The organism is Selenomonadales bacterium 4137-cl (genome assembly GCA_032334055.1).
GTDB lineage: Bacteria > Bacillota > Negativicutes > Sporomusales > UBA7701 > Anaeroselena > Anaeroselena agilis.
The window spans coordinates 768,301-785,594 of record JAUOZS010000001.1 but is presented as its reverse complement, the minus strand read 5'-3'; the positions used below and the strand labels follow the sequence as shown (position 1 = coordinate 785,594).

Below are 17,294 nucleotides of genomic sequence, written 5' to 3'. Positions count from 1 at the left end.
AGGCTTCCGACTAATTTCCACCCAAACGTAAGACCACATTATCGGCAGACACACGGCAAAATTTTCATTTTCTTTTGACGTACGGTTCAGAAATAATCCTTAATCTGTTAGAGGTGGCGCAACAAAGGATTTTGCTTGGCGTTGAATGTAATCTGAAACTCATGAACCCATAAAAGCTGATAACCCCTCTGGAAAGCTAGCATTGACCATTTTTTAGCCACCACATCACAGCCGTCCGGAAAGCTGTTTTTGATCTATGAAAACAAACTATACTGCTACTTAAAGTATTTCTACTACCCCAACCCCCGACCGCAATACAAACTCAACCTGTACCAAATTTATTACCCTTACCCGCTCAACCAGCATCCCGAACAGCTCCTCGTCAAATTCCCGAACACCGTCCATATCCCGCAGAACCATAGCTATCTCGCGTAACCGACCGCGCATTTCCTGACGCATCATTTCCGCCTGCATAATCCCCGCCCTTCTGCTGCGCAAAACCTCTATCTCGCCGGCTATCCGCCTGTATTCCTCGCCATAAATCTCATCATCAATCCCGGTAGTCAAATTCAACTTGACAAGTGCTGCCATCTCTGTCCGTAGCTCCTCAAGCCGCCTGTCAACAGCCACTACATCAACTTTGCTGGCTTGCTCATTAAAAACCTTCTCGATATTCTCGGTCATGCGGGCAATAAAAGTATCCCTGTCCGATATAAGTTGATTCACAACCCGCACAAACGCTTCCTGCAGCTTTTCCTCATCCACCGCCTGTATGCTGCAGCCTTTCGGCCCTTGTTCATCGCGAGTTCGGCAAATCCAGACATATTTTTTATACTTCCCCGTGCCCCAGCTTTTTCTCCTGAACGCCGCGCCGCATTCATTGCAGAATATCTTCCCGGAAAAAGGGTACTTGTTCGTATACCGGCTGCGGCCTTTGTTTCCCCCCATAAGCTCACTTCGGCGCTCCATCTCCGTCTGCACCGCTTTAAAGGTTTCTTTAGCTATGATAGCAGGGTGGTTATTCTCTACAAAATACTGTGGGACATACCCTTTATTGATAACGCGCTTATGGGTCAGGAAATCCACGGTAATCGTCTTTTGAAGGAGAGCATCACCGGCATATTTCTCGTTTTGCAGCATCTTCTTGATGACCGACTCATGCCAAACCTTTTTGCCGGTCGCGGTAAGAACGCCGTCACGCTCCAGGCCCTTGCCGATTGCCTTGCAGCCCTTGCCCGCAAGATATTCTGCGAAAATCCGCCGGACAATAGCGGCTTCCTGTTTGTTGATAACGAGTTCGCCGTTTTCATCCTTGTCGTAGCCAATGAACTTCTTATGGTTTACGCGGACCTTGCCCTGCTGGAAACGCCGGACAATCCCCCACCGGCTGTTTTCGCTGATCGAGCGGGACTCGTCCTGCGCCAGTGAGCTCAAAATGGTAAGCAAGACTTCGCCTTTGGAGTCCATCGTATCGATGTTTTCCTTTTCGAAAAATATCGCCACGCCCTTATCTTTAAGCATTCGAACGTATTTTAGGCAGTCCAGTGTATTCCTGGCAAAACGGGAAATGGATTTGGTAACTATCAGGTCTATCCTTCCCGTCAGGCAGTCGTCGATCATCCGGTTGAATTCCGTGCGGTTTTTGGTGTTGGTGCCGGTAATGCCCTCGTCGGCATAGATGCCGGCGAATTCCCAGTCCGGACGCTTTTTGATGTATTCTTCGTAATAGGTGACCTGCGCCTCATAGCTGCTGAGCTGCTCGTCCGTATCGGTGCTGACCCGGCAATAAGCGCATACACGCTTTTTGGATTCCACCGGCAGCCCTCTTATAACTTGCAGCGGTTTCGCCGGAATAACGGAAACGACTTTGCTCATAATATTCCCTCCCTTTACTGCAACCCGTGAATGCCTTTCCTTTTTATGAACTTCTGCTCCACAGCCAGCCCATTTTTCAGTTCAAAAACCAAGTGCGTCGGCGAGAGCACTTTTACACGCTCCACCAACGCACAAAAAATATCTTCATCAAACTCAGTCAGGACACTTGCCTGTTCTTCCAAAAAAGCGGCTATTTTCCGTGTCCTGGCTTTAACCTCTTCCAGCCTGCCTTCATCCTGGACGAAACCGCTTTTCTGGTTACGCAGTACCTCCAGCCGTGCTTTAAGCTTTCCATATTCCGCCTGAAACTCTGACGGTTCAACGATTCCCTTAATTTGCTTTCGGATCAGTTCTTTGATTTTCCCGGTTATCTTGTCTGTCTCAAACTCGACGTTGTTCACCTGTTCGTGGTTTCTGCCATAGCAAAGTGTCTTTTCAATATTCACCATGAATTGCTTAAGTACCGACTCCTTGTTTATATACAATTTATTGAACACCCGCATAAATACCGCCTTGAGCGTAATGTCATCGACAGCTTTTATAGAGCAGGCAGCCTTCCCTTTTTTGATATAAGTACTACATTGCCAGACAATTTGCTTACTGGGCTCCTTGCTGTTCCAGGTCCGGCGCTTGAAGGATGCCCCGCACCGACCGCAAACCAGCTTGCCGCTAAACGCGTAATGCCTGGCATACTTACTCCGGTCTCCCGGCAGATTGCCATACTCCGCCGCCCTCTGAGACATCAGCCGTTGCACTAAGTCAAAATCATCTTTCGAGATAATCGGCCGATGATTGCCGCTGACCCGATACATCGGCAATTCTCCCCTGTTCTTTTTCTTCTTGTGCGTTAGGTAATCGGCGACATAGGTTTTTTGCAGGACGGCGTCGCCACAATATTTTTCGTTTGTCAAAATATTGCGGATGGTGCTTTCCGGCCAGCGGGCAAGACCGGTTACAGTCGTTATGTTATCTGCCTCCAGCCCCATAACGATAGTTCTAATGCCCTTGCCTGCAATATACTCGCAGAATATTCGTTTGACAACTTCAGCTTCCCGCTGGTTAATCATCAATTGGCCTTTGTCATCCGTGTCATAGCCGAGAAGCCTGCTTGTGGCCACAGTCACCTTCCCCTGCCGGAATTTTTTCCGATAGGCCCAGCGGAGGTTGTCGGAGATGCCGCGGCTTTCCTCCTGGGCGATTGAAGACAAGACGCTAAGCAACAGTTCACTCTCGGCGCTTAAAGTGTTGATGTTTTCCCGCTCGAAATACACGGCCACGCCCAGGGTTTTCAGAAACCGTACAACCTCCAGACAATCCAGCGTGTTGCGCGCAAAGCGGGAAATGGACTTGGTGACGATTAGCTCGATCTTATCGCCTTCGGCGTCTTTAATCATCCGGTTGAATTGCGTACGCCCTGTTGTGCGCGTTCCGGAAACTCCGCTGTCGGCGTAGATACCTACAAACTCCCACGCCGGATTTTGCTGGATGTACTTTTTGTAATACTCAACCTGTGCCTCATAGGAGGCCATTTGTTCGTTGGACGCTGAACTCACTCTGCAGTATGCACATACCTTTAGCTTCGCCTGTTGCGGTGCATTTTTTATCTCTGCCTGCGCCTTGGGCGAAATGGTCAAAATCCTCTTCAAAGCTGCACCTCCCAACATCAGTTGACATGTTAGCTCAGTTGCCGCCCCAAAGCAACTCAATTCTGATGCGGAAACATATTAATCGGGATAAAAAATATGGCTTGGATGTCACCATCCAAGCCGCCAAAATCATGAGCTGAATTCATAGGTTTTAAATACCCTCACGCCTAAACAGGTAGAACTCTTCCAGCGCCACCCCAAGCTGCTTGAGGATTTCAGTAGTGTCTTTTCCTTCCGCACGCACTTGGTCAAATCTTTCGGACAAATTCCGGATCTTGTCGTATAATTCGGTTTCTCTTCTTCTATATTCCGGTGATTTACGATACATAAGCCTTCTACATGCCGGTTAAGGTAATAACCGAGTTCTTTCGCTCCTTTGCTTTGTACAAAGCCCGATCGGCCTTCATTAAAAATGTTTGAAGTCCTGCCGTACGATTCGTTTCCCGTTACTGCAATGCTTAAACCTTGTCTGCCTGCACCGTCACTATCCTATTATTGGATATGATAACTCTGCTTGTGCCGTATGGCAAGCAATAGTAGGTTACCGGGCAAAACTTTTCTTGTTCTCCGCATCAATCCGCTCAAACTCCTCATGGGTAATCAACCCTTTAGCCAAGAGTTGTTTTAGCAGATAGCGGCTAATCAAGTAATCCACGGCTGCTTTTTCAGGTACTAACATCACAATTCCTCCGTTTTTGAGTAACCAAAGCCCCCGCAGTTAGATTGACATGACTGCGGGGGCTTTGGTTCATTTTTATTTCGGTATGGTCAGCATGATTCCGATTCTCGACATGTCCGAATGGTCAATGTTTGCATGTCCGTAAACTCCCAGGTACCCGACATCACCATGCGGTGCGACGAGCGGGATTTTCGGGATGCTGACCTTCCAGCTATAGGCGGCGAACACTTCTTGATAACTGCCGCCAACCTGAATCAATCGCTCAGGATACGCTTTAATATTGTACTGGTTCAACGTCACTGGCGTGTTGGGCAGCATTGTGCCGCCAGTGATCAAGGTGGTTGTTAACGGCGCGGTGGTTGGCGTTTTACCAAGCACTGAAAACGGCACCGCACCAGTCGAGTCCTTCTTGGGTTCGGTAACAATGGCAAACTGGCCACCGGCCTTTTGCAATTCCGTTTTAATTGTATCTTTCAGCTTTGCCCCGGTGGTCTGTACCACAACATCCGGCGGCTTATCTTCATCTTTTTTAATCTCATTCGCTATCGCAGCGGCTTGAGCCGCCGAAATGGGAGCCTGGGCGGCGTTGGCCGCCTTTTCCACTCCGGCCGACGTCGTTGCTTCCTCCTGGCTCTCAAACGTCACCGGCACTTGGGGATGAAGCTTGTCCCAGACTAATATCCCGGCCATCGCAATCATTAACGCCAAGGCAATATAAAAAAGCGCCCTGACGTGCTTATCGATCCAGGTGGAGATCATGATCATATCACCCCGAACAGCTTTAACAAGATCGTGGCCAATGCGACAATCTCGATCAAACGCACAGCAGCTTGTCCATATTTTTGCAAAAACGTTTGCTCAGCCTGCACCGCTTCCGCCGCGGCGACCGCCGCCTCAGCTTTTGCTTTTTCCTCCAGGCTCACCAGTTTCTGTTTGAGAGCCGCAATTTCATCTTGGAAAAGGTCTTTACCGGCTTCCTCCAAAGCCGCAATAGCCGTTTTAAACCTGGCGCCATCGTTTTGCACCGGCGTCGTTATAGTCGGCGCGGCATCCTGGGTAGTTCCTTGGGCTTGTACGTTTTGTTCGTCCGACATTTTCATTCCTCCATTTTTTCAAAAAATAAAGCGACTCTCTTGAGCCGCCTTTATAGAACCCTTATCCATAATACTCATTACCGTCAAAAGTCTGGCCACCTATATCTAAGCAATCCGTAAACTGCCACATTTTTGCGGCCGGAAAATCGTTACTGTTCCCCCATTGTGCATTCCAATACGGAACATAATCGGCTAACTGGGAAGTGTCAATTTTGCTTGTCAGCCACGAATAGGAAGCATAAATGCCAACATGCGAATAACCTGCTTCATTAAGCGCACAGATAAAGGCGGAGCACATATCCGTAATGGTTTGATTGTCTGGCATACCATTGCGTTCCTTATAACCGTCAGCGTCCTCCATGTCATACCAAATACCAAGCTCCGGATTTACCCCATATTCTTGTAAAACTTCCTGCACGAACTGCGCCTCAGCTTTGGCATCTTCAACATTAAGCGCGTAGCTGTAGTAATACACACCAATTTTAAGCCCGGCCGACAGAGCCCCATTTACGTTATCCGCAAATTTGTGGTCAAGGTGACGAATCCCATAGCCGAGCCGGATTATAACAAATTGGCATCCGGCAGCGACAACTGCTTGCCAGTCTATATCACCATTATGATAGCTTACATCAATACCTTTCACTTATTATCAGCCCCTTTGCTTTCATTTTATTAACTCATGGAGCGTTTTGGTTACTAATCCGGTTTTTGTCCACCGACACTATTGTACTTACTGTCTGTCCACCACTTTCCATACCCGGTAGCCGCCGCTGCCGCTATCGCGCCCACACCGGCCCAGCAGCTCGCGAGGTCATAGTGCTCGCCGTAATGGCCGTTGCGGAAGAAGGCATACAGATAGACAAAAAACAAGACGAGCGTCATCGTCAGGATAACACCCACCCAGTTATCGTGCAGGAAAGAAAACCATCGCTTCATCATTTGAACAGCACCTTCTGAATGACAACAACCACGATGCCTGTAATTACTCCGGTCGCCCCGGCTGCCTTCCAAACGGCTATTTCCAGCGCGCGGAGCCTGGTAAAGATGTCCTCATCGTTCTTCTCCAGAGTAGCAATCGCTTTGCACTGGCCGCTGTGTTCCATGCAAAACCTTTCAGGCTGTACCATCACTTACACCTCCATAAAAATGGATGCCTACGCGTCTGATAAATCGTCATTCAGCCACATTATCCAATTCTTTTTGCCGTCGCATCAAAACTTCTTTATACGCCAGCCGTGCTTTTTCGATTTCCTCAGGCTTTCCTTCCAATAAAATCTGAGCGTCAAGATAATCATTGCGGACTTGCATAATCAAATCGGCATATTCGTTAATAACGTCTCCCGCCGTTTTAACTATCACAATTTTTCCGCCGTTTAGAATGGCTTTAGGCACGATGAACCTCCTTTATCACTCCGACATATTCCTGGGAAGGCTCAAAACTAACCACAAGCGGATAATTGGGCAAAGTTTCGATTTCCAGTACTTCCCCGACTTTTTTATCTACAAGCGTGCCCAGGACATTGAGCTTGGCGCTGCCTGTGAAAGTTTCACTCTTAATATGAACTCTGATTAAATCGGCAGCGACCTTTTCGATTTCCCCGGTCACAACATGTTTTAACTGTACCTTACCCGCCTCGTCTACCGACTTAATGAGAAGCAAGTTATCCTCATACCAATTGCTTTTGATTACCGTTTCACCCCTGGCAGCGGCATCTACGGCACAAGGCTGGGCAAGCGATACCGCCATCACCTTGTCGTCCTTTACGATATACCAGCAAACTTTTTCAATCATCACAACCCCTCCAATTCCGTTAAGACATCATTGATTTCAGATGCAGGAGCGCCCAAGCACTTCAATAGCTGCACTTTCAGAAACAGGGCAGGTTTTTTCCCGCCGGCCATTAAAGGATAGATTTGATTGATGATAGCTAACGCATCCTGATACTCGCCTTTATCATTCAAAACAACGGCTCTTTGAAAAAGGGCGTTGTTGGCCTTGGGATAAGCCGTTAACACAGCTTCGCAGATCGCCAGCAATTCATCCAGACTTAAAACCACGGGCAAGGTCTGTCGCACCCGGTTCATGTCGTCGAACCACTGATTCTGTGCTGCGGCATTATCCTGTACCTGCCCGGCAGCGGTAAGATACTGAATAATACCGTCTTTGTCCTGACAGGCCAGGACATTGATTATTTGTATGCTTGCCGCCATATGGCCGCCCTCTTTTCCATCAGGTATTTCGTCGCAAAGAAACGGGCATGGTGTACTTTACAAAGGTTAATGGTTCCGCAGTATAAACCACCGTTCTTTTCAGCGTTCAAGGCGGGACACCGCTTGCAGCCGCTGCCTATATCGCACGTAGCACACTCCTCAAAACCTTGTATGTTGCCGGTCGTACAGTTTTGAAATACCGCCATCTTGCTTTCATCAATCCAGCTATCCACGTCGCCGACACTGAAGTCCCGGCGCATTTCGGGATTTTTGAACCGGAAGCAAACGTACAGCTTGCCGGTATAGTCCACCGAAAGTCCTGTCTTTGTGGACGGGCAAGCAGGGTAGCGGTCATGCACCGGCATGAACGAACCAATATCAAAGGCATTGCACCATACCTTGGAAAAGTACTCGGGCTGCAGCATAAGGTTGGCGATTTCAATGAGCTGAGCGAAAAAGCTCTCGGCATATTGGTCCTGCTGCCAGTTATCGTCGTCAAAGACAATGGATAGCGATAGATTATAAATCCCCAAATCCTCGACTAAATGCCGGATGCCTTTTGCCAAATCGCTCACATTTTCGCTCGATACGGTAACCATCGCCGTGGCCCGGCCGTTTTGCGTCGATTTCCACCATTCGACCTGCGGGGCGATCCTGTCGTAAGAATTGCAGCGCAGTTTGTTATGGGGTGCGGGCAGGCCGTCGATAGAAACGCCGCATTCGATTCGATGGTTTTCAAATAGCTTCCTCACTTTAGCATCGCCAAACAAGGTGCCGTTCGTTACCAGCTTGTAGCGGATCGGTTTGAAGTTTTGTTCGCCTCCGCCCTCGGCAATTTTTTCTTTGATATAAGTAATGCATTGATCGATTAAGTCCGCTTTCAGCAAGGTTTCGCCGCCGCAAAAGTCAAAAGTCGTCTCGGGAAAAGGATGGGTATGAATATCTTTTGCAAAGATTTGGTCGACAAATTTCCTGGCCACTTCCCAGGACATGCTATTAGGGGCTTTATATTTTTCATAGCAATATTGACACTCTAGGTTACAGTCGTCCGTCACCAGGAAGGTATATTTTCTGTAGGAAGGGGCAAAGAACAGCCCCTCCTTGAATGAATATTTTGGAGCACTTATCATTTGTTTTCTCCCGGAAATAAAATTACCCGTTGCAGCAAGAACAGCTACACGGGTCGTACGCATACAGCGTTAACGTATTCCCTGTTGAATAGTTGCTGTTTGGCGCAACCGTAACCGCGGCCCCCGCTGCAAAGCCCCCGACTTCCAGGGGACTTGTACTGTTAAGGACATAAGCGACGCTATTTACTAACACTCTGGCGGGGTAGTACGATACTGACGAAACGTGAAACTTGACTGCTCCTGTATTGGTCGTGCTGTCGCCAACAAGGGTAAGCGCATTCCTGTTGCGGAGCGCGCCGCTTTCATTCACCACATTGTAGGGATCATAACCGGCCGAACCGTCTATTTTGGCAGCAAAGGGGTTGCTGCCCCAGGCAAATGTTCCTAGCGGCGGATCGTCATTTTGAGGGTTCTGAATGATAATGGCCCCGCCTTTGCAAAGGCCGTTGGCGTCGAAGAAGTATTTCAAATTATTTCACCCCAATAATCATGTAGTAGGCGGTGCAAGCCTGCGCGCTCTGTACGTTGAAGCCGTGCGTCGCCGTCACGACCCTCGTTGTCGGGTCGGCGTAGCACTGAAAGGTGAAACCCGGCCAAGTACCGCCTTCGTTTACGTCAAATGCCGCCGTATTGAAGTTATAGGGCGAAACAATCCAGGCGCATTGCGCCTGGGTGTAGCCGGTGGGCAGCGGAATCGTGCCGCCGTGGGCGATGGTGCCGGTAAGAATCGTCACCACGCCCGTCGGGTGGGTGTGATTGGCCAGCGCGTATCCGTCAGCGGCAACGCCGCCTAAATAGTTGGCGTTGCCGTTCAGCACGGCTGGATCGGACCCAACCACATTTTTCACCTTGATGATGAACATCAGGGCGACGTTGCGGGGGCGGGTCTCCGCGCCGCCGGTGGAAGACGTATAATACCAGGAGTTATTCGCATCCGTACTGCCGGAGCCCCTTTGATTGTCTCCGTCATAACCAGCGGCCCAACCCCAGGGAGGGGTAGTTACGTTTTTCGTTTCACCCCACGGCATAATGTGGTTATGGCTCTTGAACAGGTCGGCCTGCCAGCTTCCCATAGCACGCCCTGCGTCAATGCCTCGATTGTTATCAAAACCTCTTAAAAACTCGCCCCGCAGGTCGGGTAGGTTAAAGGTAGTCGAACCGTCGCCGGCCCCGTAATTCGTGCCGATCACCGCGAACAATTCCGAATAAACGGTGCGGCTTAACGCCTGCCCGTTGCATTCCAAATAGCCAGTAGGAATTGAAGCGCTTGTGGTCCATGGAATAATACCGCCGATAGGAACGCCTGCGGTAAGAAAGTTTGTCGGATTTAATCCCTGTAAAGTGTCGGCGTTTAGACCACTTCCTGTCCCCATGTTACCGGCGTGCCAAACGGTATTTCCGGAAACCTGGAGCGCAGAGACAGTGTTTAAACTATTGTTTACGGGGTTATATTGCAGAACGTTCCGGTTGTTAAGCCAGTCATACAGACCGATACCGCCGTTGTTCCCGTAAATGCCCCACTTATTTGCGCCGCTTACGCTAAAGATAATGTCTTTTTCGGCACCCGTGACATCAAAATACATATTCCCAGTCATCGTGCCGCCACTCAGAGCAAGGCGGGCAGCAGCCTGGGCGTCAACATATTCCTTATTGGTATAGGTTTTAGTCAGGTCGGCAATTAAGACCCAGGTCGGTGTTAAATCTTTCAACTCAAATATCTGGTTTAAATCGGTCCGAAAACAAAGCATCCCGACCTGAAGATTCGTGGTCGGGAAAGAAGTGCCGGAATTGCAGGACATGATTGTGAAATCATTATTCAGTATTTCCTGGCGGCTGTTGGTCAGCGTTTCCGTACTCTGGATATTCACAAATTGCTGCATTCGCATCTCCCCTTTTAATAGCCGTCGGCAGACCAGACAATCGTCCCGGCCACAAGCTGGCCGTCGCTGTCTTGAATCTGCACGTAAAACCCTTCGTCTGTAATTCGGGTAATATCCGGCGTCCCGGTGCTGCCGCCCCGAAGCTGGACCAGTACCTCGGGAGGTGCAAAAAACCGCACGTTATACGGAACGAAGGTGTTTTCCGCCGGGATGGCGCATGTTCCGTTGTCTCTCTGGTCAGGCACGTCCACGGTAAGCTGCCAGTTGGTAATCTGCGGCCTGCCGGTGGTCAAAGGTCCTGTGAGAACAAGGGCAATGAGCGCTTTTTGGTATTCCAGCTCGCCGGGAACGAACTTGGTGAACGGGGTATAGCCGACAGGCGAATTCAGGTGCAGAAAGGCCTCCAGGGAAAGGTCGCCTGTACCGAAGGCAATGTCGCTAAGAACGGCGTTGGCGTTTCGCAAATAGGCCTCGACAACAAAAACCGCCTCCGCTTGCGTAAGGTGGTACACGCTGGCGATGGCGTCCACAGTATGTAAGGCTTCTAAATACATTCGCTGGAACTGAGCGGTGTTTTTCTGAACTTCCGTGATCGCAAGCAATTCCCCGAGCCCTTTCCTTGCGTTCTGGGCATAGGAATCGGCCGTGGTGAAAGACTCGGAAAATGGTTTGTTGCTGTTATTCATCGACGTTTCCCCGCAGGCGATATGCTCTATCGCCCGGTAATTGAATTCGGTGATTTCATGATAGGTCTCGGCGGCGCTCCATGCCTCAAGCGCAGCAAGAATTACGCTCCATACCGGCTGGTTGTCGGTAGCTTGGAAGGCTTCCCGGCTGATCTTCGCTGTCAGCCGGGAAGCCAATTCCGCTGTTGCCCATCCTTCGCGGTTCACCTTTATCACCTCACTGCTCATGGCCTCATCTGCCGCCCAGCCCCCGGCTTTAAGGATTTTAGGCATCCGCCAAGCCGTTTCCGCTGTCATCCAGCCTTCGGCCAAGGGCATGGACATGGATTTCACAGGCGCTTCCACCGTTGTCCAGCCTTCAAAGATATGCAGCATGGGCAGCCAGATATCGGCCCAGCCCTCGTTGGTTCGCCATGCCTCGCCGATGTTGTGAGCAAAAGCCTGTGACCACAGTTCCGCCGCATGCCAGCCCTCACGCGGATTGAGGGTGTATCCTTGGTTCCAGGCATCCGCTGTCGCCCAGCCTTCGCCCACACTCAAGGTATAACCGACAGGATAAACGGTATCCCAGGTTTTCCCGCCATCGGGATCGTTCCAGGCAAAGCTGGCGGTTCCCCAGGTGTAGGCGCCTCCTGGCGATGAAGTCACGTTAACCGTTGTCGCCATTGCTATTTCCTCAACTTAAAGTGAACTGGAACTGGGCCGTCAGGGTGTCGTTTTCCCCTTTATTGATTACCGAAAAAACAACCCTGTCCAGCATCGTGCCGGAACTGGCGGTTGCGCTGTTGAACACGCCGGCCTCAGTGATGGCAGCGGTGGCTACGCCGGGGTTAAAGGTCGCACTCAGGGTAAATACCTGCGTCCCGGCGGTATGAGAATAGGTTGCGGCCTGGCGGGCGACTTCCGCCGTCAGCGCGGTTTGCGAAGCCACCGGGGTATTCGTGCCGGTTCCCAAGGCGATGGCATTCATGACGTTGGCCGGCGTGCCGGCGATCTGCTGGCAGATAAAATCAAAGCCGCCGGCTACAATGATGTTATCTTTTCGGCGGACTTCCACTGTGCCGTCTTCTTTTTTTAAGGTTAGGCACAGGCTGCCTTTGACTTTTACATCGCTTTTCTCCACGTGATCTGCCTCCATCAGTTTAATTTCGGATACAAAAAAACGGCTGTGAAATTGCCGACCGGCCCGTAAGCCGCCTCGGAGTTTCCTGCCGCATTCGCACTGAACGAATACACATATAATTTTCTCGTGGTCTGGGTTTGCACAATTCCAAACGTCAGCCAGTCGGTGCTTTTGAATTCTACCCTCGCCTCATTTCGATTTCCCAGATGGTCCGCAAGATAAAAAACTCCCTTACTCGCGTCGTAGCCGACCAGCAGGCGGCCGCCCGCCCCTTCGAAGGTCATATAGACCACGTTGTCAACAATTGGCTGAGTAACGCTTACATAAAAAACTACATTATATATCGCCGGTATGTTTATTCCCCAGGAAAGCTTCGTCAAGTCTTGAACAAATGCTCCCTGCCGAAAACGGCCGCTCGCGTAAGTAACTTGCACGGCCTCCTGCGCAGGTGTGCCAAGGTCGCCATCTGCTGTGCCGTCAAGGGAAAGGGACTCGATGATATTCAAAGGGATGCCTTTAAATAGCGAAATCTGATGGTCCAGCGTAATGCCGGTAATGTCGCCGTCCGGTTCCCAGGGGGTTTGCGCCTCGGCGTCGTCCCAGGTAAAATTGGCGCTGCCCCAGGTAATACCGGTGTCCTTCACGCCAATCATGTCGGCCAATATCGTGCTTCTGGCGGTGAAGGATTTTCCGATATCCACCTCGACAATATGCTGGCCGCGTATGGCCCCGTCGGCGAGTTGCAGGCCGCCGTCATGGACATAAGTATTCAGCGACGCCCCAGTCCAGCCATTCGCCGCCTGGTCGATGGTGATCACGGCATTGCGGTTCCCGGAATCCACAATGACCACGCTGTTATTTTGCGCGTTTACGCTGTAATTGCCGTAGCTGTCGATGGCCTTGATCCAGAAGCTGTGATCACCCGGCGTCGGGAACAGACACCGGTAGTAAGGACTCGTCGTCCTGCCGATACGCTGGCCCAGTTCCCAGCTTGCGCCCCGGCGGATTTCGTAGGTGATATTGGCCCCGGAAACCGGCTGCCATCTGAAATCCAAATCGTCGCCGATGCGAACCACATCAAACCCCTGCACATCGGGCGGTACGCTAAACGAGGCCAGGATGGTGGCCGGCGCTGGCGACACGTTGCCGCTGGTGTCTATGGCTACAATGTGAAAAGCATATTGACCCGCCTGAGCAACCGGCACAAACAGACAGGTATTCATGATTTTATCGGCGATCAATACACTGGCGTCCATTGAGACGTTGTTTGCGCCCTGATAAACATTGTAGCCGGCGAGATCAATTTCGCTATTCGCCTGCCACGAGAGCAAGAAGCCGCCCGTTACTTCCTGATACGTGAACCCCTCTACACTCGCCGGCGGAGTAATTTTGCCGGCGATGTGGAAGGGTTCGGAGATAACGCCGGGTGATACAACGCCGATGCCGTTTACGGTTGAGACCTTCACAAGGTAAGTGGCAAGGGCTTTCACGTTGAGTATCGTTGTATTAGCCGACCGGATTCCAGCCGCCCATAAAAGCCAGGAACCGCCGTTATCGCTGCTATACCAGACGGAATATCCCGCGACGAAGCTGTTCTTCGGCGCGGCCCAGGAAACATGGAGAACGGAGACGATGGTTCCATCCGTTTGCATGTACGTTTCCTCGCCGCCGCTCAGACCGGTGACTTCAACAGGGGAGGTGTCAAACGAGCTGTAGTTAACAACCGGCGCGCCAATTTTCTCATCGTAAACCGCCGCGACGTACTCCACTCCGGTGATCTTGACCTTTTGATCGCCGCTTTTAGCGATGCCGACGACTTTAAACGGCTTGGTTTCCCTCCCGACCGGACCGAAAGCATAGACATCGTACCGCCGCGGAATTGTCGCGAACGGCGTCACTACTGTAAGTTTGTCCGTGGTCATATCTTCACCGCAGATGCTTACCGGCGCATCGATAATCTCGTCGGTGTACAGCCGAATCTTGATAGCGTAGGGCTGATTAGCAAGCAGCGTGACCTCTTTATCCAACGTAACCGTGGTTTCCGTCGCCGAAACGATCCGGCCCCCGGCGTCACCCCATTTAGGTATATCATGCTGCACGTCGACAATATCGCCCAGGGTGCAGGCTATGGCGTCAATATCGGCTTCCCAGTTCTCGGTTCTTACAAGGTACTGGTTGCATCGTGACAAATACGCCGCCTCGGCGTAGGCATGTCGGTAGTCGGTGATGCCATAGTAGGTCGTCCGCACCGGGTTGCTGACCACGGCTGACGACTCATAGCCCGGACCGTAGTAAACCGCCTCGTCGGCCGCGTAGTTTTTCTCCTTGTTGTAAAAAGTCACCTCGACGCTGGTAGCCCGGTCCTTGGTGGATTCGAACTGGCCCTTGAACGATTTCTGCGTGATATTGCCCACGGTGAAGAGCTGGGTTGACGTGCCGGGCATGTCGCAAATACAGCTGTACAGCGTGCCCTTGGGAATGACCGCGCCCCGGCCCACAATCGCCAGCCGCGCCAAGGCGTCCCAGAAGGAGAGGTCCTCGGAAAGATAAATATTGAGACTAAAACGGTAATCCCCGTTCACCTTCCCGTCGGCATAGACGGCAGCGGCTGTGAAGGCGTTGTAATCAATTCGGCTGGCCGGGTTGCCGTCAATGCAATACTCGTACTTGCCGGTGTGGATGTTTTTCAAATACTTGCAGCCGTGAATCAGGTCGTAGCAGGCCCAATACGGGTTTGAAGCCCGCTTCTGCTCATATTGGCCGGTATTGGGATTCAAAACATAAACAGTAGAACGAGTCTGCTCCCAGGTTACGGTGGGATCGGAGCTTGACAGCTGGTTTGTCGCCAGCGCCCTTATGCCGACTAAAACCCTGTTGGGATAGGCGAAATCGTCATAAATAATCTCGGACAGGGTAATCCAGAAGACGCGGGTCAAGTCCCTTGTTGATGTGCCGGATTTCCCTGCACAGCGCACCCGGACGACATACTGCCCTGGCGTCAGATTATCTATTCTGTAGGCCGTCCAAAGGGAGGTGTTTTTTGAGTTAGAAGTTGTGCCGCCGTTTGTCAGCGGCCACTCGGTCCAGGTTGTCGTGCCAATCAGCCTGTACTGCGCCTCTACCGTTACCGAAGCCGTTCCCAGGCCGCCGTCGTCGTTGATGTGGGCAAGGCCATAGGGGAACTCGACCGTAATCTGCAAACCTTGCACCGTGTTCCCTATCGTCTGCTGAGTCGACCAGTCGCCGGCGGTATCCAGTTCATAGCCAAGCTCGTAATCGGTGACTGTGTCGTTGAAGTTGGGGATCGGCGTTTGATCATTGGTGCCAAACCGGATGTCGTAGGTAACGTTTGTGTAGTTTCCGATAGGGTTGCCGTCAATCAGGATGTTGTCGATGGAGTCAACCGGCCCTTCGCCGCCCGAGTAGAGCAGGTTCAGGAACTGGCTATTCCCGTCGGACGTAACGAACCTGCACAGCAAAACAGGCGATATCCGGACCGTCCCGTAGGTTTTCGCCACCGGCGTTCCCGGCTTGGCGGTCGGCTGCGGGCCGTTCCAGCCGTAGGTGGTGGACTGCTGTTGTTCCTGCTGTTTCGGCGGCGGCAGAATGGCGTTGGCGATGCGACCGCCGATATATGTGCCGACAGCCCGCCACAAACCCTGCATGAACGTACTGCCGCCGCCGAGAGGGGCCAACAGATTGCCGAACCAGGTCATCACAGCGATGTCGAAAACAGCCCGGAAAAAGTTGGATAACCCCTTGGCAAGCACAGGGTGCACAACCACACTGTCCTCATCGCCGGGAACTAAAGTGTCCCATTCCTCTTTTTCCAGCCGGTGGCCGTTGACGCTGACGGAAAAGTCGGTATCCGGCCACAGACGGATGATGGGCGCGATATGTTCGGCAATGGTTGGTCCGGCGTCCACGTATTTAATTTCCCGCTTGTCCGGCGTGACCGGATTACGGACGAAAATCAACTTCACGGCAGCCACCCCGGCACATAATAGCCTTCGATCCGTTTTTTCCAGAAAATATGGTCGGTCCGGGCGATCACCACACCAGCTGATTCATGAGCATGAATAAACTTGCCGGCGCCGAGGTAAACGCCGATATGGTCACATATCCCCTGCGTTGTAAAAACAAGGAGCGCGGGGACCGGAATCTCCCCGGCACACCGTAACCACTCCCCTCGGTTTTCTGCGAACCCGCCGGCAACCGTCTCGCAGTTTAGCCGGTAGTCCGGCAATTCAATGCCAAAACGGCGGAATATCTCCACGGCAAGCCCCCAGCAATCCCACTCTTCAGGTCCGGTTGCACCTTCTTTGAAACGCCTTCCAACCAGGTCAGATATTCGATGCATAGAAACCTCCCATTCCCGGACAGCCGCCGAACCGCGTCGTGTTGCCGCGCAGCTTGCAGTCGGCCAGGGTGTGACTGCAGGTCGGGTACTGCGCCAGTGTTGCCGCCGGTATGCCGCATTTGATCGAACCGTACTTCCAGCAGCAGAAGTCCGGCAAATACCTGTCCGCCAAAGCCCGGTAGTACATCCAGAAATCCGACCCCAGGGTAAAGGTGACCCACTCTTCATCGTAGGAGGTGCTTTGCACATTGAACGATTCCTCAATCTCCGGATTCGTATTGTCCAAATGCGCCGCATGGACCAGCCTAATGACAATCACGCAATCAACCAGGCCGTTATATTCCTCAAGGTACGCCTGGACGACGCCGGAAACGTTCGATACTTGAACGGTGAATGTTGACATCGACTTCATGTCCTGACTGTTGTCCGAAAGCAGCATTGGAATCGGCTCCCAGACAATATTCCGCCAGGTCACAACCTCGTTGTTTTTCGCCAGATAGGCGCTTGTCCCATCAGGCAGCTGAATTTCGAACAGCACAATCCACGGCTTGTCATTGGCAAGTTTATTTTTTTCGATCAGACCGGCGCTCGAAAATGGTAACGGCATAAG

General features: G+C 51.6%; 19 protein-coding genes. All 19 read right to left on the bottom strand.

Annotated features, from left to right (window positions below; genetic code table 11):
• Positions 1-279: 279 nt before the first annotated feature.
• The 19 genes from Q4T40_04100 to Q4T40_04010 all read right to left on the bottom strand — a co-directional run bounded on the left by Q4T40_04100 (position 280) and on the right by Q4T40_04010 (position 17,291).
• Positions 280-1,875 carry a recombinase family protein gene (locus tag Q4T40_04100; GenBank protein MDT8900424.1) on the bottom strand — a complete coding sequence of 532 codons (1,596 nt, stop codon included), beginning with the start codon at positions 1,873-1,875 and terminating at the stop codon, positions 280-282.
• A 14-nt stretch (positions 1,876-1,889) separates the two neighbouring features.
• Positions 1,890-3,521, bottom strand: a complete 1,632-nt coding sequence (locus tag Q4T40_04095; GenBank protein ID MDT8900423.1) for a recombinase family protein — start codon at positions 3,519-3,521, stop codon at positions 1,890-1,892.
• A 541-nt stretch (positions 3,522-4,062) separates the two neighbouring features.
• A complete protein-coding gene (locus Q4T40_04090; GenBank protein ID MDT8900422.1) occupies positions 4,063-4,200 on the bottom strand; it encodes an SHOCT domain-containing protein in 138 nt (45 codons plus the stop codon).
• 75 nt (positions 4,201-4,275) lie between these two features.
• Positions 4,276-4,959, bottom strand: a complete 684-nt coding sequence (locus Q4T40_04085; protein MDT8900421.1) for a hypothetical protein — start codon at positions 4,957-4,959, stop codon at positions 4,276-4,278.
• Positions 4,960-4,961: 2 nt separating this feature from the next.
• Positions 4,962-5,294 (bottom strand): hypothetical protein, encoded by a 333-nt coding sequence (locus tag Q4T40_04080; GenBank protein ID MDT8900420.1) that lies wholly within the window; start codon positions 5,292-5,294, stop codon positions 4,962-4,964.
• A gap of 61 nt (positions 5,295-5,355) precedes the next feature.
• Entirely contained in the window at positions 5,356-5,937 is a 582-nt protein-coding gene (locus Q4T40_04075; GenBank protein MDT8900419.1) for a GH25 family lysozyme, read from the bottom strand.
• A gap of 53 nt (positions 5,938-5,990) precedes the next feature.
• Positions 5,991-6,233, bottom strand: coding sequence for a hypothetical protein (locus Q4T40_04070; protein ID MDT8900418.1), 243 nt, complete (start codon positions 6,231-6,233; stop codon positions 5,991-5,993).
• Positions 6,230-6,421 (bottom strand): hypothetical protein, encoded by a 192-nt coding sequence (locus Q4T40_04065; protein ID MDT8900417.1) that lies wholly within the window; start codon positions 6,419-6,421, stop codon positions 6,230-6,232. The genes Q4T40_04070 and Q4T40_04065 overlap by 4 nt, the downstream gene beginning before the upstream one ends.
• Positions 6,422-6,467: 46 nt before the next feature.
• Positions 6,468-6,686 carry a hypothetical protein gene (locus Q4T40_04060; protein MDT8900416.1) on the bottom strand — a complete coding sequence of 73 codons (219 nt, stop codon included), beginning with the start codon at positions 6,684-6,686 and terminating at the stop codon, positions 6,468-6,470.
• The gene (locus Q4T40_04055) at positions 6,679-7,086 is read right to left on the bottom strand and encodes a hypothetical protein (protein MDT8900415.1); all 408 of its coding nucleotides are present in this window, start codon (positions 7,084-7,086) and stop codon (positions 6,679-6,681) included. The genes Q4T40_04060 and Q4T40_04055 overlap by 8 nt, the downstream gene beginning before the upstream one ends.
• Positions 7,086-7,505, bottom strand: a complete 420-nt coding sequence (locus Q4T40_04050) for a hypothetical protein (GenBank protein ID MDT8900414.1) — start codon at positions 7,503-7,505, stop codon at positions 7,086-7,088. Before Q4T40_04050 ends, Q4T40_04055 begins: the two co-directional genes overlap by 1 nt.
• Positions 7,484-8,635, bottom strand: a complete 1,152-nt coding sequence (locus tag Q4T40_04045; protein ID MDT8900413.1) for a 4Fe-4S cluster-binding domain-containing protein — start codon at positions 8,633-8,635, stop codon at positions 7,484-7,486. The genes Q4T40_04050 and Q4T40_04045 overlap by 22 nt, the downstream gene beginning before the upstream one ends.
• Before the next feature lie 22 nt (positions 8,636-8,657).
• Positions 8,658-9,104 (bottom strand): hypothetical protein, encoded by a 447-nt coding sequence (locus Q4T40_04040; GenBank protein MDT8900412.1) that lies wholly within the window; start codon positions 9,102-9,104, stop codon positions 8,658-8,660.
• A gap of 1 nt (position 9,105) precedes the next feature.
• A complete protein-coding gene (locus tag Q4T40_04035; protein MDT8900411.1) occupies positions 9,106-10,515 on the bottom strand; it encodes a phage tail protein in 1,410 nt (469 codons plus the stop codon).
• A gap of 14 nt (positions 10,516-10,529) precedes the next feature.
• Positions 10,530-11,867, bottom strand: coding sequence for a hypothetical protein (locus Q4T40_04030; protein ID MDT8900410.1), 1,338 nt, complete (start codon positions 11,865-11,867; stop codon positions 10,530-10,532).
• 10 nt (positions 11,868-11,877) lie between these two features.
• Complete coding sequence (locus Q4T40_04025) at positions 11,878-12,324, bottom strand: hypothetical protein (protein MDT8900409.1); 447 nt, start codon at positions 12,322-12,324, stop codon at positions 11,878-11,880.
• 14 nt (positions 12,325-12,338) lie between these two features.
• Positions 12,339-16,316, bottom strand: coding sequence for a host specificity factor TipJ family phage tail protein (locus Q4T40_04020; protein ID MDT8900408.1), 3,978 nt, complete (start codon positions 16,314-16,316; stop codon positions 12,339-12,341).
• A complete protein-coding gene (locus tag Q4T40_04015; GenBank protein ID MDT8900407.1) occupies positions 16,304-16,684 on the bottom strand; it encodes an NlpC/P60 family protein in 381 nt (126 codons plus the stop codon). The genes Q4T40_04020 and Q4T40_04015 overlap by 13 nt, the downstream gene beginning before the upstream one ends.
• On the bottom strand, positions 16,668-17,291 hold the full coding sequence (locus Q4T40_04010; GenBank protein ID MDT8900406.1) for a hypothetical protein: 624 nt from the start codon (positions 17,289-17,291) through the stop codon (positions 16,668-16,670). The genes Q4T40_04015 and Q4T40_04010 overlap by 17 nt, the downstream gene beginning before the upstream one ends.
• Positions 17,292-17,294 lie beyond the last annotated feature (3 nt).

What these genes read in the sequence shown, in the direction of transcription:
- Q4T40_04055 (MDT8900415.1), bottom strand. Translation starts at nt 7,086, where the DNA reads ATGATTGAAAAAGTTTGCTGGTATATCGTAAAGGACGACAAGGTGATG.
- Q4T40_04050 (MDT8900414.1), bottom strand. Translation starts at nt 7,505, where the DNA reads ATGGCGGCAAGCATACAAATAATCAATGTCCTGGCCTGTCAGGACAAA.
- Q4T40_04070 (MDT8900418.1), bottom strand. Translation starts at nt 6,233, where the DNA reads ATGATGAAGCGATGGTTTTCTTTCCTGCACGATAACTGGGTGGGTGTT.
- Q4T40_04030 (MDT8900410.1), bottom strand. Translation starts at nt 11,867, where the DNA reads ATGGCGACAACGGTTAACGTGACTTCATCGCCAGGAGGCGCCTACACC.
- Q4T40_04010 (MDT8900406.1), bottom strand. Translation starts at nt 17,291, where the DNA reads ATGCCGTTACCATTTTCGAGCGCCGGTCTGATCGAAAAAAATAAACTT.
- Q4T40_04045 (MDT8900413.1), bottom strand. Translation starts at nt 8,635, where the DNA reads ATGATAAGTGCTCCAAAATATTCATTCAAGGAGGGGCTGTTCTTTGCC.
- Q4T40_04015 (MDT8900407.1), bottom strand. Translation starts at nt 16,684, where the DNA reads ATGCATCGAATATCTGACCTGGTTGGAAGGCGTTTCAAAGAAGGTGCA.
- Q4T40_04065 (MDT8900417.1), bottom strand. Translation starts at nt 6,421, where the DNA reads ATGGTACAGCCTGAAAGGTTTTGCATGGAACACAGCGGCCAGTGCAAA.
- Q4T40_04100 (MDT8900424.1), bottom strand. Translation starts at nt 1,875, where the DNA reads ATGAGCAAAGTCGTTTCCGTTATTCCGGCGAAACCGCTGCAAGTTATA.
- Q4T40_04080 (MDT8900420.1), bottom strand. Translation starts at nt 5,294, where the DNA reads ATGTCGGACGAACAAAACGTACAAGCCCAAGGAACTACCCAGGATGCC.
- Q4T40_04085 (MDT8900421.1), bottom strand. Translation starts at nt 4,959, where the DNA reads ATGATCTCCACCTGGATCGATAAGCACGTCAGGGCGCTTTTTTATATT.
- Q4T40_04090 (MDT8900422.1), bottom strand. Translation starts at nt 4,200, where the DNA reads ATGTTAGTACCTGAAAAAGCAGCCGTGGATTACTTGATTAGCCGCTAT.
- Q4T40_04035 (MDT8900411.1), bottom strand. Translation starts at nt 10,515, where the DNA reads ATGCAGCAATTTGTGAATATCCAGAGTACGGAAACGCTGACCAACAGC.